A 22,107-nucleotide genomic window follows, 5' to 3' on the forward strand; every position below is an offset into this window, starting at 1 on the left:
AAGCCGGCGGCAGTGCCCGAAACCCGCTTTACATCATAAGTGTAGAGTAGATTCAACCAAACGTTAGCGCGCTGGCGTTCTTCCGCCGCAACCTGATCTACTCTATCCTCTGCCCGCGATCAATTCCCCGCATAAACGTCGGACATTAGGTTACACGCAAATGATTGTGTGATGCCAGTGCCCGCAGATCTTCGCGCACATCTATTCGCCGCATCTATCCCCCGCATCTATACTGGGACGGCCGTTACCGTCAGATCTGACTGGCAATCCTCGAGAGCGTTGGCGAACCCTCACATATATTGATCGTGTGGGAGGGGCGGGCAGGGCAGGAAGCGTCAATAAAAGCTTCGAAGCCGTGGCTAACGAAGTGTTAACCCGCCCTGAGGCAGGATGAAGGACGAGCCCATCGAAATCGTGACCCTTGCAAGGCTGTAGTGATGGATGACGACCTGAAACAGCGGGATCTTTCCAGCAAACCCGACGCTCAGCTGACCGCAGATGAGCGTAAGGAACTGAAACGGCGTTTCGACGAGTTCGTCGGAATCATGCGCTCGCAGGGTATGGTTCCGAACCAACCGGCGGCCAAGCCGAAACGCGTCGAAAAGTGGAACCCCATGACTCACAAGCGCCGACGCTGAAGCGGCTTCGGACAGGTTTTATTGCTGCTTGGCGCTCTATTTCTTTCTAAAGGTGTCCAGCGTCACAACATTGTCCGAATCATCGGGTGCCGGATCGCTATCGTCAGCGACCGTGTCCTGGGATTCAGTTTCCGTCGACTCGGTCTTGACCTTTCCCGATCGATTGCTGTTGTCTTGTGGCTCATGATCCGCAACGTTGCGTTCAAGTGCGGTCTCATCCGTGACCAGCGCCGTGTCACCGGCTTTGGCCTCGCTTTCGTCTGAATTATCCCCGACATCGAACTGTAAGCCGAAACGCACGGAGGGATCTGCAAACGCAGCCACCGCATCGAATGGGATGGTCAGTTTCTCCGGGACGTCCGAAAAACTCAGGGTCACGCTAAAAATATCGTCACCGACTTCAAGGTCCCAAAACTGGTATTGCAAAATGATTGTCATCTCGCCCGGATAGCGTTCACGCAGATGCTTGGGGATATCGACTCCGGGATGATCGGTCCGGAAGGTAATGTAAAAATGATGCTCGCCTGGCAGCCCTTTTTCGGCCGCATAGGTCAAAGACCGATGCACGACCGATAACAACGCATCCTCGACCATACGGTCGTAACGCAGCGCATTTTCTGAGCGATCTGTATCGTCCGCCATCCTCCGGTCGTCCTATCCCCCTGTGCCCAGCATTTTTTTCTGTGGCAACACCTGATCAATACTCCCAGCCTCGCCAGCCCCGGAAAATCCTGAAACGGCAAGCGGTGGGGCGCTTCTGTTGCCAGGTGCGCCCCGAACCCCGCCTCGACGTGTGAAGGCCGAGGACTTAATTTGGCTACCAACCGCTGTTAAGCGGCGACGGCAAGCCCACTATCGTTGTCATTTGCAACTATAGTTTCGGCCCGATAACGGCGGTACCATGCCGGGTACCAAACACATCTTTACCACGCACGTCGATCCTGTTTCGCCCCCTCGATCCCGGCCAACCTCACAACCCTGATAACGCGGGTTTGTGATGTGCTGGGCGGTTTTGGTGGAGGCGCCGGGTACTGCCCCCGGGTCCGTAACGCTTATTCCACATGCCTGTGTAGCACCATAGTCGGTTTCCCGACCTCTCTAATATAGGGGGATTCCATCAATCTTGAAAGCCTTGGTCGAGGGAAAGACGCAGACAATTCGCTCTGTCACCGCAGCGTGCTAAAGCGGTGGTGCCGCGTCTCCGGGAACGCTATGATTTACAACTCGGTCGAAAGACTCCGTAAGGCCGCCGGATCGGCGAAAAATGAACGCATTGAAGCGGATGAGAGAGCAATCTCGGCGCTGGTAAACAAGAATTAACCAATAGCGGAAGCGAATGAGACAATACCTTGATTTGCTGCACCACGTGCGGACCAACGGCGTAGACAAGTCGGATCGGACGGGAACCGGGACGCGCAGCGTGTTCGGCTACCAGATGCGGTTTGACCTCTCAGAGGGCTTTCCGATGGTCACCACAAAGAAACTCCATGTTAAATCGATCATCCATGAACTGCTCTGGTTTCTCGCCGGCGATACGAATATCGCCTATTTAAAGGCGAATGGCGTGCGTATCTGGGACGAATGGGCTGATGAAAATGGTGACCTGGGCCCGGTATACGGCGCGCAATGGAGATCCTGGCCCGGCCCGGACGGAGAGCAGATAGACCAGATTAAAGGTCTGGTTGATCAAATTCGCACGAATCCGGATTCGCGACGTTTAATCGTAAGCGCCTGGAATGTGGCGAACGTCGAATCCATGGCGCTTCCCCCCTGTCATTGCCTGTTTCAGTTCTACGTCGCGGACGGCAAGCTCTCCTGTCAGCTTTATCAGCGCAGCGCCGATATCTTTTTAGGTGTTCCGTTCAACATTGCGTCCTACGCCCTGTTGACTTTGATGGTTGCACAGGTGACGGGCCTAAAACCTGGCGAATTTGTTCATACACTCGGAGATGCGCACCTCTACAGCAATCATTTTGAGCAGGCGGACCTGCAGCTCGCGCGTCAACCGCTGCCGCTGCCAAGGATGCTTTTTAAGCGGGATGTCAGGGATATCTTCGATTTCTCCTATGATGACTTCGACCTGCAGGGCTATGAGGCGCATCCGCATATTGCTGCCGCGGTTGCAGTCTAGGCCGGGATGAACGGAATGGGCAGCAGTGCACCCCGTTTGGCCATGATTTGGGCCATGAGCGAAAACCGGGTCATCGGCCGTGACAACGCCTTGCCGTGGCGCTTGTCGGCAGACCTGAAGTATTTCAAAGCAGTCACAATGGGCAAACCCGTGATCATGGGGCGCCGGACTTTTGAATCCATTGGCCGTCCGTTGCCCGGCCGTACCAATATCATTGTGACGCGCCAACCTGACTATCGTGCCGAGGGAATCGTTGTCGTGAATGATGTGGATGCCGCGATCGCCGAGGGGAGGCTGGCCGCCGAAGCGACCGGGGCTGACGAAATCATGGTGATCGGAGGGGCTGAGATCTATGCTTTGATGCTGAATCGGGCGCAGCGTCTCTATATAACCGAGATCAGCGGTCAATTCGATGGGGATGCATTCTTTCCCGAGTTCGACCCGGAAGGCTGGTTGGAGACGAGCCGGGAGCAGCACGGATCAAACGAGGATGGACAGCCGGCACATAGTTTCGTCGTATTGAACGCGGTGGGTTAGTGCGATCATCGAGGTGATCAAGTTGCCCAGCTCACTGCGTGTGAATGCCGTCTAACTTCGGCGTATTTTCAAGGTTTCTAACCAGTTTATGAATATTCTATACGTTGGCAGCTGTCAGGGATTTCGGGAAGCCGGTAAATCCTATTACATTCCCAAGAAACTCGTGAATGGCTTTACCCGGAACGGCCACAACGTTTACTGCTTTAACGACCGGGACTTCGCGCGCTACTCGAACATATTCAGATCGCGGAAGTGGGGTATCGCACCGCTGAATAAAAAGCTTCTCGAGGTCTGCGAGGAGCTTGGGCCGGATCTGATCGTTCTGGGCCATTGCGAAATGATTTCCAATGAGACACTCAAGGCGATCCGGGGGATCTGTGCCGGGGTAAAAATTGTCTACCGTAATGTCGATCCTTTGATTCATGAGCAGAATGTGAAGGATATCCAGCGCCGGGTCGGCGTCGTGGATGGCATTTTTATCACGACGGCAGGCGAGAGCCTGAAGCAATTCAGCAGCTCGGGTGGCTTCGTGACCTTCATGCCAAACCCGGTCGACAGCGCGGTTGATACGGTAAGAAGTTTCGAGAACGATTGCGATTTTGATCTGTTTTTTGCAGGTGGGCCGCTCGGCGCGGAGGATCCGCGTCGCGATCTCATGAACAGCCTGCTGACGAACCGCTCGGATTTACGAATTTCCGTTCATGGCTGCGCGATCAACAGGGATTACCTCTCGGGTAAGGCCTATATGGACCGCTTGGCAAAAAGCAAGATGGGGCTCTGCCTGAACCGCACATACGATTACCACTGGTATTCGTCGGATCGGATGACCCAGTATATGGGCAACGGTCTCGTGACCTTTCTGCGCAGCGGGACCGGCTTCGAAGAATTTTTTGGCGAGGAAGACTTGGCTTTTTACGCCGATGAAGCCGAACTTTTACGTAAACTGGATCTTTTCATAGCGGATGACGCGCAGCGCCGCGCGGTGGCCAGGAACGGATGGGAGAAGGTTCACGCAGCCTTTTCCGCCGAGAATGTCACGCAATACATCCTGGACACGACTTTCGAAAAAAAATTGTCCCTTGATTATTGCTGGCCCACTGAAAAGTACTAGAAAGCTCTAAGCTGCGATCCGGAACTTACGGCCATACTTAGGGCTTTCTTCAAGCTTTTCCGTTGGCGGCGCGTCGCGCTTCTGCAGAACGCTCTTCTTGGATGAACAGCGCTTTGTAGTAGGAGAAAAGCTGGAAGAGTGCTGCCATCACGGCAAGCAGGAATCCCATCTTGCCTTCCTTGTAACCCTTGCGGCCCCATAAGGCCTTGATAAAGCGGTGACAAGATCGCCGAAGCACCGTTCTGAACCGCGGTAGTGGCTTTTGAACCATGTCAAGAGCACGCATATCGCTATACCACATCAGGCGCCGGATCATGTCATTCAGGTCGCGATCGACGAGATGTGTGATGTGTCCATCCAGCTCGTGGCGATAATTCTTCATTTCGAGACTCGGGTGGATACGTTGAAGTCCCCAGATTTTACTGCCTTTGGTGAAGAGGCAGCAAGCCGCCGACTTCCCGAACGATCCGGCCCAGCCGTAACGGACGAGACGATGTCCTACATAGTTGTCGAAACGGATCTTATAACAGCCTTCGACACCCCCTTTAACGACCTGTCGTATTTCCTCTGCAGTTTCCGGAAGTACGCGCTCATCCGCGTCAAGCTCCAGGATGAAAGGACCCGCGCAGCCCTCTATCCCGAGATTCCGGCGCACGCCCTCGATATCCCAGGCACCTTCCAGGATATTCGACGTGTACTGCTCGACGATTTTTCTGGTTCCATCCGTGCACTTATCGAGAACCACAACGATTTCGTCGCAAAAGTCGAGCGATTTGAGCGCGTCCTCGATCATATCTTCTTCGTTATGCGCCACGATCAGCCCTGTGAGCTTGTTACTCTGTTCCATCTGTTTTCCGGTGCCATTGCGGACGCGACCGGATCGTTTCACGGCGGTCATGCCGCACTGATTCCAGCGCATGCGAGATTTATAGCCAATCAACTTGCGCCGTACAGGGTTTTTGAAGGTTGGATGTCTAATTCTGCAGAATAGGGTCGGACGGCGCAGTTGGCGGCAACGGTTGACAGCGGACTCCCGCTGGAAAATGGGGACTTGCGCCGGATAGATAGCCCCGATAGATAGCGTTGTGGAATCCGCCGCAGGGGCGAACACGGGGAATGGTGCAACGGATTTCTTTGACGATCAGTCATTCTTTCCGTACACGCTGCGTGATAATTCGGTGCAAGGCCGCGGATAGATATTTTTTTGAACTGTTTGAGATAAAAAGCGTGATGCTCTCCGCTGGCGTTACAAATAGAACTCTTTCCGAGAGACATTCGTCGATCCAGCTGATTTGCGAGAAGTACGGTCTGTTTCAATGGTTGTACTTAGGCATGATCGTTTCTTTTTTTCTATTCGATACGCTCTATCACCGTTTGTATTTTTATGTTTGTGTGATTCCGGCTTTTCTGATTTTCGCCCGTTGGGATGAAGTGCGGCGTGTCATTGGAACGCCATTTTGGCGGTTTTCCGCTCTCTATCTCGTCTATCTCTGGATGACACTGTTCTGGAGTGCCGAGCCAGACTTTCCCGGATTCTTGAATCAAACCCGACTGCTCTTCCTGGTTTTGTTCTTTATCACCGCAACTCTCTATCTTTTGGCGAAGAGTCCCGACTTCTCTGCAAGGATACTGCGCTATTTCGGTTGGGCAGGCGCAATCGGTGCCACCGCTGCAATTGGCTATCATTTGATCATGGTCGGTGATCTCGGTGCCCGGATGGCGGGGCCCGGCCGGGCAGAACACGTGATTATCGGTGCGACGCTCTACGGCGTCGCCGCGCTGTGCCTTCTTGGTACCGTTCTGCGCGACACCGAGCAGCCAAAGATGAAGGTCCTTGGGTGGGCGTCTTTTCTGGTGCTTATCCTTGCAATGCTTCTCACGCACAGCCGCGGCCCGGTTCTGGTAATCGGTGGCGTTATCTGGCTCTATCTTTTTGCACTGGGCCACCGGAAGATCGCCATTTTCATCCCCTTTGCAGGGCTCGCATACCTTCTGCTGATGTGGGCCGATGTGGTTGAGACGGGAAAATGGATCGAACGCGGATCGACACACCGTATCGGGATCTGGATGCAGTCATGGGATCTGATTTCGGCAAGTGCCAAGAGCGTGCTGATCGGTCAAGGCGGTCTGACGGAATATGCCTTCAGGCTCGGAAACGGAAATTTTGTGAAATCGCCGCACAGTCTCTTTATTGCCAATCAGCTCTACGGTGGACTGGTCGCGACCGTTCTGTTGTTCGGTTTGATTGCCTTTGCCCTGCTGAAGGCGATCCAGGGCTATCACCGAAGCGGTAATTTTGTGGTTTGTGCGCTGCTCCTCTTTGGGCTCGGCGTTTGCATCTTCGACTACCGGACGGTCCTGATCAATCTAAGCCACGAGTGGGTCTCCTTCTGGCTACCGGCACTGATCGCGGCCGCCGGCTGGCCCCAAGTGCCGGTCAAGGAACGAGAAACCGCACCGGCCGCTTAAATCCGGCAATCTGGCTGCTCGCAGCACTCAAAGCGTTAGGGCTTGTCGAAGCCTGTGATTTGTCCTCAACACTGAAGCTAAAGTTTGACCCGGTCTACTGCATGACGATTGTGGGGGATTGCCGGGGCGCCGTCGTGCCGGTGGACAGGCGATCCCATATGGATTTTGCAATATCGATGTAGCGTTTGGCGTGCTCTCCGTCAGGTTCCGAGACCACGATCGGGCGGCCTTCGTCGGAGGTAATGCGGATATCGATGTTCAGGGGCATCTCGCCCAGGAAGTTCATCCCCAGGGTCTCCGCCTCTTTCTTCGCGCCGCCGTGGCTGAAAATATGGGATTCGTGGCCGCAATTGGGACAGATAAACACACTCATATTCTCGATTATACCCAGCACCGGAACATCGACCTTGCGGAACATGTTCAGGCCTTTTCTGGCGTCGAGCAGTGCGATGTCCTGAGGTGTTGAGACAATGACCGCGCCGGCAAGCGGAACCTGCTGTGCCATTGTGAGCTGCGCGTCGCCTGTTCCCGGCGGCATGTCGACGATCAGCACGTCCAATTCGCCCCATTCGACATCCCGAAGCATTTGCTGAAGCGCGGATTGCACCATGGGGCCGCGCCAGATCATGGGGGTGTCCTCGGCGACGAGAAAGCCCATCGACATGCATTTGATGCCGAAGTTTTCCATCGGCTTTAGGATTTTTCCATCGGGAGAGGTCGGCTTGCCCGAAATCCCCATCATGCGCGGCAGGGAAGGGCCGTAAATGTCGGCGTCGAGCAAGCCGACCTTCAACCCAATGCGTGAAAGAGCGAGAGAGAGATTGGTCGCAGTGGTCGATTTGCCGACGCCGCCCTTGCCGCTCGCGACCGCGACAATGGCACCGACGCCCGGCACCATCTGACGCTGTTGTCCCGCGCCGCCTTGTGCAGGCGGACGCTGGCCCGCTGCTTGAGGCGCGCCACGGGCCGGGGGAGGCGGTGGTGCGGCATTCTGGTTGCCGGCGTTCTGGCCGCCGGAACTGTGAGCTGTCAGAACCGCTGTGACCGAGAGAACCCCCGGAAGCGCGTGAACCGCATCTTCAGCCGCTTTGCGAAGGGGCTCGAGTTTCGGTCCGCGTTCGGGCGCAACTTCGATTGCGAAGCCGACGTTACCGTCCTTGATGACAAGTCCGGAGACCATATTTAGGCTTACAATATCGTTGTCGTTTTCCGGGTCTCGAACACTTTTCAATGTATCGAGAATTTGCTGCTCGGTGATCTGGCTCATCCTTGAAACCAACGCCCTTCTGCCAATATTCCGTCTATGGCTGTAGACATGGTATAAATGTCCGCTGGATGCAAATAATTCCGGAGTCGAGCCGTATCCGGGCATTACGCCCGTGATATTGAGGCGAAATAGGTCTATATGAACATCGTCGTGCGAAAAATCGCGCTTTGAGTGTCTGAATAGTTAACGGGAAAAGCTTGAATGCCCTGGGAAAATAAAGGCGGCGGCGGCCCATGGGGCGGCGGCTCCGGCGGTGGCGGTAATGGTGGTGGCAATGGTGGCGGCCCTTGGGGCCGTGGCGGCGGTGGTGGGCCTTCCGGTCCAACGCCACCGGACATCGAGGACCTGATTCGAAAGAGTCAGGATAAAATCAAGGATATCATGCCCGGTGGCGGCGGAATCAACGGCCCGGTCGTGGGCGTGATTGCAGCCCTGGTGTTGGCCGTCTGGTTCGTTGTCGGCGGATTTTATCGCGTCGAGAGTAACCAGGAGGGCGTTGAACTCGTTTTCGGTAAGTGGGTCAACTCCACCGGGCCTGGCTTGAACTGGAACTGGCCTTACCCGATCGGGTCCGTACAGACACCTGGTGTGACCAATATTACCCAGACCGACATTGGGTTCGCCCGTACAAGCCGGGGCGGAACGACTGCTCAAAAGCGCGATATACCCGAAGAAAGCCTGATGCTGACCGGTGACCAGAACATCATCGATATCGATATGTCAGTTCAGTGGCGCATCGGCAACGCGGGCGACTATCTCTTCAACATTCGGGACCCAGACCAGACCGTGAAAAAGTCGGCGGAGAGTGCTCTTCGTGAAATTATCGGTCAGACGGATATCCAGCCAGCTCTGACGGAAGCCCGTCAGGACGTCGAGGCGCAAACCAAGACCTTGCTGCAGGATATCCTCAACGATTATCAGGCCGGTATCGAGATCACGGTGGTCCAGCTGCAAGAAGTGCAGGCCCCAAGTGCTGTGACGGATGCTTTCGATGACGTTGCGCGTGCGCTGCAGGATCTAAACCGCTCGCGAAACGAAGCCGACAAGTATCGGAACGATGTTCTGCCCCGAGCCCGCGGTGAAGCGCAAAAGATGATCCAGGGAGCTCAAGCCTACAAAGAGCAGTTGGAGAACGAAGCAGAGGGTGAAGCGCAGCGCTTCCTCTCAGTCTATGAGGCTTACAAACAGAACCCCGAGGTCACCAAGCGCCGGATGTATCTCGAGACGATCCAGGGCGTTCTGAGCCAGACCGATAAGGTCATCATGGATGGTTCCTCGACGGGCGCTATTCCTTACCTGCCGTTGAACGAATTGCGCGGCAACCGCGTGCTCGGCAATTAAGGAGGGCCGGAAACATGTCTCAAACTAAAGTATTCGTTGCGGCCATTGTCGTCATCCTTCTTGGCGTGGTCGTATCAGCGACCCTCTTCACGGTCCACCAGACTCAGCAGGCGATCGTGATGCAGTTTGGTAACCCGAAGCGGGTCATCACCGAGCCCGGGCTCTGGTACAAGATCCCGTTCATCCAGAACGTGCAGTACTACGAAAAACGCGTACTCAATCTGGATCCACAGTCCGAGAGCGTCATCCTAACCGACCAGAAGCGTGTCGTGGTCGATACTTTCGCGCGTTACCGGATTGCCGACCCGCTAAGATTCTTCCAGACGGTTCGGACTGAGTCAGGTGCACGACAGACTCTGTCCTCAATCATCAACGCCAGTACGCGTGGTGTTTTGGGTAATGCGACCTTGGCATCTGTCTTATCGGCAGACCGGACACCGATCCTGCAGCAGATTCGCGAGCAGGTGAACACCGAGGCCGATAAATTCGGGATTGCAATCCTTGACGTGCGTCTTGTCCGGGCAGACTTGCCGGAACAGACGGTTCAGTCGGTCTATGATCGGATGAAGTCAGAGCGTGAGCGGGAAGCGGCGGAATTCCGGGCCCAAGGTAAAGAGCTGGCGCAGCGTATTACTTCCGCTGCCGATCGTGAGGCCACGGTTATCATTGCGGAAGCGACGCGTGAGTCCGAAATTCTTCGAGGTCAGGGCGAAGGTGCGCGCACCAGGATCCTGAACGATGCTTACGGTCGGGACGCGGAGTTCTTTAACTTTTACCGCTCCATGCAGGCCTACGAAGCAACGTTCGCGAACGACAATTCCTATCTCGTGCTTTCACCGGATAGTGAATTCTTCGACTTCTTCAATAGTGTCGACGCTGGCGATACGGTGCGGAGAGACGCAAATGCGGCACGCAGAGAGGCAGAGGCAGCACGGCGTTCAGGGAACTGAGCGGCGCAGGCGGCTGCTGTCGTGATATAAGCCGGCCGCAAAGAAAATATTGCTTTTCTTTGCGGCCGGCGGAAGACAGTTATGACTGACTTTCTGACGGGACTTGCGCTGGTCCTTGTGATCGAAGGCCTATTCCTTGCTCTTTTTCCGATGCGTTTGAGGGAAATCCTGACCCTGCTTGAGAGATCGCCGACGGACGCTTTGCGCATCGGCGGTCTGACAGCGGCGGCGATCGGTGTTTTGGGCGTATGGTTGCTGCGTGGCTGAGCCACTCTTTGGCATTTAAAGCAATCGCAGATGGCGGCCGATGTGAGGTCAAACAGGCGGCGTGTTGACAAAGCATTGTGACAAACGCCACATTTACGCCCCTTTTCTCTCACAGCTTATTGATGACGTGCCCGTACGTATTTTAAAGGCTTTCCCTTGATCGCAGGGAAGAGAATAATAGATACCGGTTACCACGCGACGGGCGAGGGAACGTCGTTCTGAACACAAAACATGAGGTGATGACGGTGACGCTCGGACATCGATCCCAACCACGCTGCCGCGCGAAGGCCGTGGCCAAAGCGCAGGAGAGCCGCAACACCGGTCTTGTGGTGTTAGCGGTCACGACAATCATTGCGCTAACGCTCTGGTCTTTTTCCGCTCAAGCGCGCAACGCGCCCGAGAGTTTTGCTGACCTGGCGGAGAAGCTTTTGCCTTCGGTCGTAAACATCTCGGCGAGCCAAAGGGGAACAGGCAGCGGCGGCCGGGCGGAAGATCAACAAGAAGGACCTGCGCCAGGACAGGATTTCGAAGAATTCTTCAAGGATTTCTTTGAGCGCCGCGGTCGTCCGCCCGAGAGACGCCGTGGAGGTTCGCAGGGCTCCGGCTTCATCATTTCAGAAGAAGGCTTCATCGTTACCAACCATCACGTGATCGAGGGAGCTGACGATGTTTCGGTTCGCCTGCATGATGGTGTGACCCTGAAAGCCGAGGTCGTTGGCAGCGACGAAAAGACTGATTTGGCGCTTTTGAAGGTTGATCCGCCGAAGGATATCGTGGCGGTTGGATGGGGCGATTCCGACGAGACCCGGATTGGCGACTGGGTGGTTGCCATTGGGAACCCCTTCGGATTGGGCGGAACAGTGACGGCGGGGATCGTCTCCGCCCGCCAGCGCGACATCAATGCAGGTCCCTACGATGATTTCATCCAGACGGACGCTGCGATCAACCGAGGCAACTCCGGCGGACCGATGTTCAACCTGGATGGCGATGTGATTGGTGTCAACACGGCTATCTTCTCGCCCTCGGGCGGATCAGTTGGCATCGGCTTTGCGATTCCCTCGACGCTTGCTCGCAATATTGTCAGTCAGCTCCGTGAATTCAAAGAAGTAAAGCGAGGCTGGCTTGGCGTCCATATTCAGACGGTAACCGATGAACTGGCTGAAGGGCTGCGCCTCAAAGACTCAAAAGGCGCGCTTGTGGCTTCGGTGACCGAGGGCGGACCGGCTGAGGAAGCGGGCATTCTTCAGGGCGATGTGATCTTGAAGTTTGATGGCCGCGTTGTGCCCGATATGCGGAAACTGCCGCGCATGGTGGCGGAAACCCCCATTGGGGAATCTGTGGATGTCGTTGTTTGGCGTCGCGGTGAAGAAAAGGTCGTAAAGGTTGATCTGGGCCGGCTGCAAGACGAGCCGCAGGTTGCCGCAGTGCCCCAAAACCCGACCCCGGACGACGTGACCGGCGAAGTTTCGGATCTGGGACTGGCGCTCGGGCAAATTACGCCGGAACTTCGTCAGCAGTTCGAGCTTGATGATAAGACGAACGGTGTGGTGATCACCGATGTTGAACAGGACAGCACCGCGGCGGAAAAAGGTCTGCGTCCTGGCGATGTGATCGTCGAGGTCGATCAGGAAGAGGTCGGAAACCCTGCTGAGGTCCAGCAACGGGTCGAAAAAGCCAAAGAAGAGGGCTATCGGGTCGTGACGCTTCTGGTGTATCGCCAGGGTGACTTCCAGTGGGTGGCTGTTCGCCTGAAGAAAGACGGCTAGGTTTAGACGCTTTTGCCGCGGCGCGTCTGTGGCATTAGAAAAGGCGGCAACTTGTACAAGTTGCCGCCTTTATTTTTTTTGATTAATCGTCTTTAAAATCTATTTTAAATGAAAATAAAATAGTAATAATTTCGTAAATACTATATTTTTAATTATTTTTACTAAAATAAAATAGAATTAATTTAAAATTTTATACAAATATATTTATTAAATTTATTAAACTCATATATTTATGTGTTGTTTTCGTAAGTATTCTAATCGATTTTTTAATCTCGTTCAAACAAACTGCGGCCTCAAGTTTGACACAGGAAGTGCTGCTCCAGGACGGAGCGGTTTAAGTCAAGGAGACGCCCGCAATGACCGACGACCTTTCCCCGAGGTTTCCCGAAACCAGCGCAGATCCCGATGAGAATTCGCAGACTGATGTTGCGTATGGTGGCGACTCGGTCGATGTGGTCGGGCAGGCTGCGCTCGCGAGTGTTGCGGTTCAGCAACCTGCGCCTGGGGCCACCCAGGAGTATAGCAACCTGGTTGGGCGCAGCTTCTTTCTCGACTTTGACCCTTCGGCTGCCGAGTTTCTGGTTGAGGGAAACAACGTCGTTCTTGGCTTCGACAATGATGGCGACAATGTCATCGACAGCCGGATTGTCTTTCTGAACTTGGTCGATTCGGCCAACGGTGATGCCGCGCCCACCTTTCAAGTCGGTTCGGTTCAGATCCCCGTGTCGCAACTGATCGCGCAGGCGCAACAGCTCTCCGCTGAAGGTGCTCCGCTTGAGACGGCAGCGGGAACCGAAGCCATTGGTGGCGGCGCCTCCAACTATGGGGACAACCTCGGTGATCTTCTGAGCCTGCTCTCGGCGCAGGGTGTGATCGATGGAACCGCACTGGCCTTTGGCGTGCCTGATCTCGAAGCTTCCCTGGATCCGGTTGATATTGTCGAAGGCACGATCTCCATCGACTTCGTGACGGTCGTGACCGAGGTGCCCGAGGGTGAGGGCAGTGTTGCGGGTGCCTTTGATGGTGGCTTTGAGGATTGGCAGCCGAACCAGCATCAAGGCGACATGGGTCAAAGCCCGATGCGGCTGAATGTGACCTTCAATCAGCCGGAAGGTGACGACGAGGTTCTCAATTTCATCTCGATTACCGATATCCCGGAAGATGTGGTGATTTTTATCGGTGATCCGGGCAATCCTGCAAACGCACAGACAGGAGCGGTCATTCAGATCGACGCGGCGGACCTCGATGAAATTTACATTTTGCCGCCTGAAAACAGTGATGCGGATATTTCCCTCACGGTGACGGCAAACGTCACCGACCCGACGGACGGCATCACGGCGACGACGGCGCCTCTAACGGTCGTTGGCATTGTTGACGCGGCCGCGGATAAGCCCATCCTCTCGGTCCGTTCCTCGTTCCCGGAGATCATGGAGCGGAACGCCCAGGACCTCGATACGCGCGACGGCGATCAGTCCGGGCGAGAAGGCGGCCGTCCGGAAGAAGCCCTGGTGAGTTTCTCCATCGCCGCGACCTTCCCCGACTTTGAAGATGGTTCAGAGAGCCACAGCATCGTGCTACGCGGCGTTCCATCAGATTGGAGCCTGGTCGACAACGAAACACTCGCGGAAGGCAGCTTAACGCATGTCGTGGGCGGGAATGGCCTGGATAGCTACGTTTTTGCGGTGACTGAGGGTTCCTTTGTCGAGACCGTCAGCTTCGATCCGCAAGACTGGTCATCGGAGCGCTTAAGCGATGGCTCACCCAACGAGGCCGGCGATGCGGGCATTACGGTTGAAGCCATCGCCGAGGAAGTGGTCTTCTCGGGCCAAGAATTAACTGAACTGAACGATGTGGCGGTCACGCGCGCCGAGATCCAGATCAATATCGCTGAAGATGTTCCCGAAGCGCAGAATGCTTCGGTTGTTTATGACGAAACCCCTGGTCCCGACGAGGATGCGGATGACATCGCTCAGCTCGAGGAAGCTGTTGCTGAAGATCTGGCGGTTGCTTTGGGTGGCGGGGGGCTGCCAAAGGTCCTGGGGCAAGCTCAGACACAAGTGAATTGGGAGATCTTCACCGACGGGATCGTCGATGCGGAAACGGCGGAACCGTCTCTCTACGCCGTTGCATTTAGTTACGACGGCGAGTCATCGGGCCTCTTTACCGGTGGTAGCGATAACCCGGAGGAGGTCTTCCTCTTCAGCGACGATGGCGACCCGACGATAGTCTGGGGCCGTACAAGCGGCGGGGAACTGGTGTTTGCCGGTCACCTTGAACCGAATCTCGCAGATGAGAATGCGGATTTTACCTTTGTGCAGTTTCAGCAGATCAACCATCCGGATGCCGGCACCGCGGTGGAAGGAGCCCACGACGAGAACGCAACGCCCGGCCTGTCGCTGACCTATGTGGTTACCGATGACGAAGGCGATCAGGATTCTGCGCAAATCGCCGTCGCGATCCGGGACGATGGCCCTTCCGCAGAGGTAGCGACGATCGACTATGACGAGACGCGGGGGCTCGGTGTTGTTGACGGTGATCCGCAAGGTGCGGATGAGACGGACGCCGAATTACCGGAAGGTCTGGCGCTTCCAGCCGACGCCGAGGTTCTTGGTGTGGCTCAGACGACGCTCAGCTATGACTTCGGAACGGATGATCTGGGCAGTTTCCTTCAGATCACCGACGGAGACGGTGCGCTCCATGACGGAACCGACAGCGGTCTTTTCGCGACCGGGGGCGGCGAGTCTATTTATCTTTATGGTGACGGAACAGCGCTCGAGGGCCGGATCGGCGGTGAAGAAGGCGACGTTGCTTTTACGGTCCACTTGGATGGCGACGACCTTTGGTTCGTGCAGCTGGCCGCGATTCAACATCCCGACGGCGGGTCCGCGGACGAGTCGGTCTTTTTGCAGAACCTCGCCTATACGGTTACTGACGGCGATGGAGATACCGCGACGAAGGCGATCACCATCCAGATTCAGGATGATGGTCCGACGGCAAGCGATGTCGTCGAAGACAGGACGCTCGCGGAACGGAATCTGACCGATCGCAATCCCTTCAATGACTCGGCAAGCGGCACTCTCGACTTTGAAGGCGGTCGTGACGGCGCAAGCGTTACGGATATCAGCTTCGCCAAGGCGGGCGATCCGGGCGCGGACTCTGACTTCAATGGCAGTCTTAACTCTGGCGGCGCGCCTGTCGTCTTTGCCGCTGCCGCCGACACTGGAAGCTTTCTCTATTTGACGGGCTCGGCCGACGGCAACGACGTTATCGAGATACGAGTTGAGAAGGCGACGGGCAACTATGTCACAACCCTGCTGGGGCCCATTGATCATCCCGATGCCGGTGAAACCGGTTCGCGCGATAATCTCGATCTCTCTTTCGAATATACCGTGACCGATGGCGATGGAGACAGCGACACCGCGCTTTTGACGGTCCGGGTCAGCGATGATGGTCCTGACGCCAGATGGACGCTGGCGAGCAGCCTGAGGGAATCCGATCTCGACAATCAGGGGCAGGAGTCCGTCAGCGGGCATCTGCGTTTTGACTTTGGCGCGGACGGCGCCGGCGACGTCACTGTAACGGACCTTTCCTGGGCCCATGACGTCGGCCAGGACGGTGTATTCGACGGAGTCCTGACGGCCGGCGGCGAAGCGGTTGTTTTCGGTGCGGCCAGTGAAGACGGCCTGGGGAATATCGTCCTGACCGGTCGCGCCCCGATTGGCGAGAGCGGTTCGTCGCTCGACGTCATTTCCGTCACGGTGAATCAGACAAGCGGCGCCTACAGCATCGACCTGCAGCGGGCCTTGGACCATCCGGATGCCGGTCAAACCGGGTTCCTGGACCAACTGCTTCTTGCCTTTAAATACACCGTCACCGACGCGGATGGGGACAGCGACTCCAATCTCCTGAAAGTTTTTGTCCGGGACGATGGTCCTGATGCCCGCTGGACTGCTTCCGAAGAAGCGCTCAAGGAGAGCAACCTGCACGACCAGGGCTTCGAAAAGCTTGAGGGACAGCTCAAGATCGACTTCGGCGCCGATGGCCCCGGGAGCGTGTCGGTTGATGATTTGCGCTATGTTGCCGATCCCGAAGGCCGCTTTGGCCGCGGACTCTCGCTGACATCCGGCGGTCAGCCGGTCACCTTTGGTGATGCTGTCGATGATGGCGAAGGCAATATTATTCTGACTGGTTCCGCGCCGATTGGCGAAGGCGGCGCACCCCTGCCGGTGATGACCATCACGGTCGACAAGTCGTCGGGTGCTTACAGCGTTGAGCTTCAGCAGCCGGTTGATCACCCGGATGTCAATCAGACCGGCAGCCGTGACCCGATCCGGCTTTGGTTCGAGTATAGCATCAGCGATTTTGATGGCGACAGCGATGCGAGCTGGCTGCAGATTGACATTTGGGATGACGGCCCGCGCGCGGGTAGCACGATCGCGGATGAGCCACTCAGCGAGGCCGGGTTTCATGACGATGGCAGCGAAGCTATCCATGGGGACCTGGACTTTGACTTCGGTGCCGACGGTGCGGGGAGTATCTCCAGCGTCAGCTATGCCGGTGCGCAGGACTCTGAGGATGCGTCCGCGACGCCTCTGACGTCTGGCGGCGCGCCCGTGGTCTTTGGAGCCACGGCCGTCATCGACGGCATGTTGGTTTTGAAAGGCGTTGCCGCCGACGAAGATGTCATCGAGATCAAAGTTGATCAGCAGACCGGTGAATACTGGGTGACTTTGCTTGGTCCCCTCGATCACCCGGATGTGGGCGAGGCCGGGTCTGCGGACCCGTTGGAACTGACTTTCGACTTCATCGTCCAGGATAGTGATAGCCCTGACTTTGCGAGAGGCAGCTTGAGCGTCACGATCGAGGATGACGCACCGGTTCTGGTTGACCCCTGCGTGCATGGCAATCTGATCGTCAACGGCAGCTTTGAAGAGGGTCACGGCCTCGGTAGCCGAAACTGGAACACCTACGGCGAAGGCCGGATTCCAGGATGGAACCCCGACCTAGACGCTTCGAACGCTCCAATCGAAATCCAGAACGGCAACCTCGGCGGTATTCGCGCCCAGGACGGTACGGCCAAGCTGGAGCTCGATTCACACGCACGGGGATCTTTTTCGGACTCCAACGCGCATGTCTATCAGGATGTGAATACCAAGCCTGGAGAGACGTACGAATTGAGCTTTCAGTACGCACCGCGACCACGCGACGGGGGCAGCGGCAGTAGCGATGCCGAGGTCTGGTGGAATGGCGAGAAAGTCGCCACCCTGACCGACGAAACCTCCGGCTGGCGTGAAATCACCTTGAACGTGAAAGGCGGGGAGGCAGATATAACGCGTCTTGAGTTCCGTGCCGTCGGCAAGGAAAACACGCTCGGCGGTTACATCGACAATGTGTCGCTCTGCCCCTGTGCGGCTGTCGACGAAGACGACCTGCCGGACGGCAGCGATGGATCCCAGGCGGCCTCGATCGTTGCGGTGCTTGGCGTGGACTTCGGCGCCGATGGCGCGGGCTCAATCATTGCCGCGGACGGCCCGAACGGACTGATGTCTCAGGGTGAGGCTGTGAGCTACAGCTACGATACGGCTAAGCAGACTTTAACCGCGATGGCTGGCGGGACCGTCGTCTTCACGGTGATCTTCGACGCCGCAGCGGGCGAGTTTGGTGAATTCACCTTCACCCTGGCGGAACAACTCGACCATCCCCTGACCGGCGAGGATATTCTCGATCTGGGCATCACCTTCACGGCAACGGACGGCGACGGCGACTTCGTCGAGGGAACCGCCAACGTTAAAGTGGTCGATGACGTTCCGGTCGCGGAAGACAATCTCGCGGAGGTAACGGAAGGCGGCGTCGTAACCGGCAGCCTGATTTCCGATGCCGGCCCAGACGGTGTGGACGAAGTCGGAGCGGATCAGGCCGGTGTCATCAGTAAGATCGTTCACCGGGGAGTCTCTTACGAACTGAGTAGCGACGGTACGGATTTGGCTGTGACCGGGGGCGACCCGGCACCGGTCGAAAATACAGATTACAGCTTCGACGGCTCGGCGCTGGTTATCAATTCGACAGAGTTGGGTGGAACGCTCACTGTCCAATTGACCGGAGAGAATGCTGGCGAATACAGCTATCAGTCGGTCGATGGCGAACATGCTACGACAACGGTGACGGCTGGTTTCGCTGCGGGCGAAAGCCTGAGCAAATCGCCTGCCGAATGGGTTGCATCCTTTGAAAGCGAAGGCTTCACGCTCTCCGCGTCACGATGGAATCCCAACACTCAGAGTTACGAGGATGGCGTTGCGCTTGCCAGCAAGAATATTCGCATTGAAGGCAGTAACCTCTACGGCGGTGTTGGGACAAACGGAGACGGCAACGCCGGCAATGACGCCGAGATCTCATATCGGAATGTCGCAGGTCTACCGGACGGCGCACCGTTCGAGTATATCGACATCGGCCTGCCTGGTGAGACGGATTCAGCGAGCGTTCTGGTGGGTGCGCTCTTTGACGGTGTGCTCTACGACGCAGGCAACATCGAGCAGTTAACAGTTGAGGTTTCCAGTGATGGCGAAACCTGGACGTCTGCAACGATCGATCCGGTGCGCGGCGATTACGACGGTCTCGTATCCATCAACGTCAGTGCCGATGAGGCCTTCAGTCAGATCCGTGTGACTCCGATCCAAAGCGACAACGGTTCAAGTCATCACAACAGCGATTTCCTGATCCTGGGAGTGACTGCGCATGACTGTGAAATGAAGCTTGAGGAGAGCTTTGATTACACGCTGCGTGACAGCGATGGCGACACTTCAAGTGCGGTGCTGACGGTTAGTGTCGAGCCGGGTGTTGCCGCGCCCTCAGTAGAAATCCTCCTCGAGGGCGAAGCGGACGCGATCGTGATCAAGGAAGACACGACCGGAACCATCAACTTCACTGCGACCGCAGAGGGTGACGATGTGGTCACCGAGATTGAAGTCACCGGACTCGATCCGACCGCGACCTACAACTTCAGCCAGATCGAACTGGATCATCCGGGCGCGAGCGTTGCGGTCTCTGCCGATGGGACATCAGCGCAAGTGACCGGTTTGAATACCGCGTCGGTGCAGAGCAGCTTCAACGTCACCGCTCCGAACGACAGCGACGTCGATCTCGGCACCGTCACGGTGACGGCGACGGCGCGCGATGAGGGTTACTGTCATACCGGCCTGACGGCGAGCGCCAGCGACACCGCAGATGTGATTGTCGACGCCGTTGCCGACCCGATCACGATCACCAGCTTTACGGTGACGGACTCTGCGGGTGATGAGGATGTCACCTTCACAGCCGGTGAAATCGGCAGATTGCACATTGCGGCGGTCTGGGGCGACGGCGTCGATGGGTCCGAACAGCACAACGTGAAGATCGAACTGCCGGAGGGGTTCGTCTTTACGGAGTTTGCAGAGGGTCAGTCTACGCTTTCGCTCGACGATGTCGCGCTGCCGTTCGACATGACACTCGCTGTCCAGGCCACCGATGCGGTCACCGACGCCGAGAATCTTGCCTTCACGGTTAAGATCGATGGTCTTGAACTCGCGACCTTGAACGGCGGTAACGGGGACAGCGGGTTCGAGACGGATCTCTCCGACAATAGCGAGACCGCCGAAGCTACGGCTTACGCGTCGGTGCAGGTGATAGAACCCGATCCGATCCTTGTCGTCGGCAGCAATGCGGACGACGACAACGAGAGCACGACGGCGCACAGGGTCCCTTCTGAAACCGCGACCGAAGGCGAGATCCTTGGCGCAGATGGCGACGACATTCTGATCGGCGATGTTGGTGGATCTGGTTCTACAGAGGTGCCGGTCAATGTGTCCTACGTTATCGACGTCTCCGACTCCATGAGCTTTGTCCGCGTCAATATACCCGACTTCCAGACTTCGGGTCCGAACGCCAGCGGCTATCGCCTCAAAGGCCTGCCGCCTGGCGCCCGGATCCAGTATGGCGATGACTATGCGGACTCAGTTCATGTAAACAGCTCCGGAACGGCGGTCCTGCGCGACGAGCAGATGGGCGATCTCATCATCCGTCTGCCTGGCCGCGCGCTCGATATCAATGAGCCCGGTTTTAACGTCACGGTCCAGCCGATTAAGTTTACCTGGTTCGGTACGAGAAATGTCGGTCGCCCCATCACCAAACATGTGGAACCGTCAGAGGCCGGACTGGTGGAGGCGAAGGAGGCCTTCACGGCGCTGCACGAGTCCCTGCGCGGCCAATTGGTCAACGATAATCTGACCACCTTCCAGCTTGTAGCCTTCAACGGTGGGCTCGCGATCAACCAGGTCTTCACCTACGACCCGACGAGCGACCGCTTCGAGAATGCGTCCGGCAAGTCGCTGGAGAGTGTGATCGCAAAGTTGGACGCCAGCGGTGCGACGCAGTTCGAAGGACCGATCCAGGCTGTCGAAGACTTCCTGAATCAGGACGACCGGCACGAGAATGCCGTCAACAAGGTCTATTTCTTGAGTGATGGCGAGGACAATAATGGCTATGATGCTTCTGTCGGGTTCGAGGGTATCGACGTCAACATCCAGGTCTTCGGTGTTGGCACGGAGATCGTCCCCGAAGAGCTTGCCAGGGTTGCGGGCGAGGGTAACGAAGACTCGAGCGTAACGATTGTCGAGGAAACCGAGAGTCTCTCCGCGCTTCTGGGAGAGCAGACCCTGACCATCATGAATGCGGTCGGCGAGGACGAGATCCTCGGTGGTGATGGAAATGATCTGATTTTCGGCGACGTTATCAACAGTGACTGGATGTTGGACTCACTCGAGGATGGCGGCCTTGGCGCGGCCGGTGAAACTGGCGGCGGCTATCAGACACTGGTCGATCACCTGACCACGACTCTTGGCCATACGCCGAGCAAGCTGGACATGATGACCTTTGTCCAGGATTATCAGGATCGCTTTATTGAAGAGGCCGCGCACGATACGCGGGGCGAAGCAGACCTGCTGAACGGCGGAGATGGCGACGATATCCTGCTTGGCCAGGGCGGGGCTGATATTCTGATTGCCGGCGCGGGTGACGATGCGCTCTACGGCGGTGCCGATGGGGATACATTCGTGTTCAACCTGGGCTCTGACGAGGGGAACAATACGATCTTCGATTTCTCGGTCAGCAGCGGCGACTTCCTGTCGTTCGAGGATGTCACGGACGGCGGTGACGCCGGCGAAGATATCTCGATCGAAGACGCGGTCGCGTCCTTCTCCAAGACCGACAACGTTGTGACGTTGGAACTGCAAAGCGGCACGACCATCGTCTTCCAGGATATCGACAATGCGATCAATGACCTGGTCGATCTCGATACAAGCACATTGATCAACGGCGCCTGATGGGCTCTTGAGGCCTTACTCCTGAGGCAGTTGAAGGAAAGCCGGCCGAAAGCAGTTATGCTTTCGGCCGGCTTTTCCGATTGATGAAAGAGCGTCAGGCGGAGTGAGGGTGACCGGGGGCAACCTGTCTCCCTTAGAGCAGATCCGGATTAGGTGTATAGTCCCACGGTGTGATGGTATCACATTGAAGACCATCGATAAGGAAGCACTATGGGACAGGTACTACACGGCAGCGCCACGACGACTCATGCTGTCCGAGCTGCGATACAGCGATCGA

General features: G+C 56.6%; 13 protein-coding genes and 1 other RNA gene. 10 read left to right on the forward strand and 4 right to left on the reverse strand.

The genetic code is table 11. The features are described from left to right. The first annotated feature begins 437 nt into the window (after window positions 1-437). Complete coding sequence (locus FKG95_RS27425; protein ID WP_142899657.1) at window positions 438-638, forward strand: hypothetical protein; 201 nt, start codon at window positions 438-440, stop codon at window positions 636-638. 36 nt (window positions 639-674) lie between these two features. Here FKG95_RS27425 and FKG95_RS27430 read toward each other — a convergent pair whose 3' ends face one another. Beyond that, complete coding sequence (locus FKG95_RS27430) at window positions 675-1,280, reverse strand: SspB family protein (protein ID WP_142899658.1); 606 nt, start codon at window positions 1,278-1,280, stop codon at window positions 675-677. Between the two features lie 103 nt (window positions 1,281-1,383). Continuing rightward, window positions 1,384-1,771, reverse strand: a transfer-messenger RNA (tmRNA) gene (gene ssrA, locus FKG95_RS27435). A gap of 203 nt (window positions 1,772-1,974) precedes the next feature. Here ssrA and FKG95_RS27440 point away from each other — a divergent pair. From FKG95_RS27440 to FKG95_RS27450, 3 genes are all read left to right on the forward strand, one after another. Further along, window positions 1,975-2,769 carry a thymidylate synthase gene (locus FKG95_RS27440; protein ID WP_142899659.1) on the forward strand — a complete coding sequence of 265 codons (795 nt, stop codon included), beginning with the start codon at window positions 1,975-1,977 and terminating at the stop codon, window positions 2,767-2,769. Between the two features lie 15 nt (window positions 2,770-2,784). Further along, entirely contained in the window at window positions 2,785-3,306 is a 522-nt protein-coding gene (locus FKG95_RS27445) for a dihydrofolate reductase (RefSeq protein ID WP_142899660.1), read from the forward strand. 88 nt (window positions 3,307-3,394) lie between these two features. Beyond that, window positions 3,395-4,417: a glycosyltransferase gene (locus tag FKG95_RS27450; RefSeq protein WP_142899661.1), complete on the forward strand. Its 1,023-nt coding sequence runs from the start codon at window positions 3,395-3,397 to the stop codon at window positions 4,415-4,417. A gap of 49 nt (window positions 4,418-4,466) precedes the next feature. Here FKG95_RS27450 and FKG95_RS27455 read toward each other — a convergent pair whose 3' ends face one another. Further along, entirely contained in the window at window positions 4,467-5,315 is an 849-nt protein-coding gene (locus FKG95_RS27455; protein ID WP_179954307.1) for a glycosyltransferase family 2 protein, read from the reverse strand. 218 nt (window positions 5,316-5,533) lie between these two features. On the opposite strand from FKG95_RS27455, the gene FKG95_RS27460 reads away from it, so the two are divergent. Then, entirely contained in the window at window positions 5,534-6,886 is a 1,353-nt protein-coding gene (locus tag FKG95_RS27460) for an O-antigen ligase family protein (RefSeq protein WP_142899663.1), read from the forward strand. A 94-nt stretch (window positions 6,887-6,980) separates the two neighbouring features. On the opposite strand, the gene apbC is transcribed toward FKG95_RS27460, so the two are convergent. Next, window positions 6,981-8,153 carry an iron-sulfur cluster carrier protein ApbC gene (apbC, locus tag FKG95_RS27465; protein WP_142899664.1) on the reverse strand — a complete coding sequence of 391 codons (1,173 nt, stop codon included), beginning with the start codon at window positions 8,151-8,153 and terminating at the stop codon, window positions 6,981-6,983. A 201-nt stretch (window positions 8,154-8,354) separates the two neighbouring features. Here apbC and hflK point away from each other — a divergent pair, with 201 nt between their 5' ends. From hflK to FKG95_RS27490, 5 genes are all read left to right on the forward strand, one after another. Next, window positions 8,355-9,494 (forward strand): FtsH protease activity modulator HflK, encoded by a 1,140-nt coding sequence (gene hflK, locus FKG95_RS27470; RefSeq protein ID WP_142899665.1) that lies wholly within the window; start codon window positions 8,355-8,357, stop codon window positions 9,492-9,494. A gap of 14 nt (window positions 9,495-9,508) precedes the next feature. After that, window positions 9,509-10,444: a protease modulator HflC gene (hflC, locus tag FKG95_RS27475; protein WP_142899666.1), complete on the forward strand. Its 936-nt coding sequence runs from the start codon at window positions 9,509-9,511 to the stop codon at window positions 10,442-10,444. 81 nt (window positions 10,445-10,525) lie between these two features. Beyond that, complete coding sequence (locus tag FKG95_RS27480; protein WP_142899667.1) at window positions 10,526-10,711, forward strand: DUF2065 domain-containing protein; 186 nt, start codon at window positions 10,526-10,528, stop codon at window positions 10,709-10,711. Window positions 10,712-10,956: 245 nt separating this feature from the next. Continuing rightward, the gene (locus FKG95_RS27485; RefSeq protein ID WP_246116923.1) at window positions 10,957-12,477 is read left to right on the forward strand and encodes a DegQ family serine endoprotease; all 1,521 of its coding nucleotides are present in this window, start codon (window positions 10,957-10,959) and stop codon (window positions 12,475-12,477) included. A gap of 356 nt (window positions 12,478-12,833) precedes the next feature. Further along, complete coding sequence (locus tag FKG95_RS27490; protein ID WP_142899669.1) at window positions 12,834-21,830, forward strand: T1SS-143 repeat domain-containing protein; 8,997 nt, start codon at window positions 12,834-12,836, stop codon at window positions 21,828-21,830. The last annotated feature ends 277 nt before the right edge of the window (window positions 21,831-22,107 follow it).

Source organism: Denitrobaculum tricleocarpae, assembly GCF_007004665.1.
Taxonomy (GTDB): domain Bacteria; phylum Pseudomonadota; class Alphaproteobacteria; order Kiloniellales; family Kiloniellaceae; genus Denitrobaculum; species Denitrobaculum tricleocarpae.

Excerpts from the sequence above, each read along its gene's own strand:
- FKG95_RS27430 (WP_142899658.1), bottom strand. The coding sequence starts at position 1,280 with ATGGCGGACGATACAGATCGCTCAGAAAATGCGCTGCGTTACGACCGT.
- FKG95_RS27425 (WP_142899657.1), top strand. The coding sequence starts at position 438 with ATGGATGACGACCTGAAACAGCGGGATCTTTCCAGCAAACCCGACGCT.
- FKG95_RS27455 (WP_179954307.1), bottom strand. The coding sequence starts at position 5,315 with ATGACCGCCGTGAAACGATCCGGTCGCGTCCGCAATGGCACCGGAAAA.
- hflK (WP_142899665.1), top strand. The coding sequence starts at position 8,355 with ATGCCCTGGGAAAATAAAGGCGGCGGCGGCCCATGGGGCGGCGGCTCC.
- FKG95_RS27450 (WP_142899661.1), top strand. The coding sequence starts at position 3,395 with ATGAATATTCTATACGTTGGCAGCTGTCAGGGATTTCGGGAAGCCGGT.
- FKG95_RS27490 (WP_142899669.1), top strand. The coding sequence starts at position 12,834 with ATGACCGACGACCTTTCCCCGAGGTTTCCCGAAACCAGCGCAGATCCC.
- FKG95_RS27440 (WP_142899659.1), top strand. The coding sequence starts at position 1,975 with ATGAGACAATACCTTGATTTGCTGCACCACGTGCGGACCAACGGCGTA.
- apbC (WP_142899664.1), bottom strand. The coding sequence starts at position 8,153 with ATGAGCCAGATCACCGAGCAGCAAATTCTCGATACATTGAAAAGTGTT.
- hflC (WP_142899666.1), top strand. The coding sequence starts at position 9,509 with ATGTCTCAAACTAAAGTATTCGTTGCGGCCATTGTCGTCATCCTTCTT.
- FKG95_RS27480 (WP_142899667.1), top strand. The coding sequence starts at position 10,526 with ATGACTGACTTTCTGACGGGACTTGCGCTGGTCCTTGTGATCGAAGGC.
- FKG95_RS27445 (WP_142899660.1), top strand. The coding sequence starts at position 2,785 with ATGGGCAGCAGTGCACCCCGTTTGGCCATGATTTGGGCCATGAGCGAA.
- FKG95_RS27460 (WP_142899663.1), top strand. The coding sequence starts at position 5,534 with ATGGTGCAACGGATTTCTTTGACGATCAGTCATTCTTTCCGTACACGC.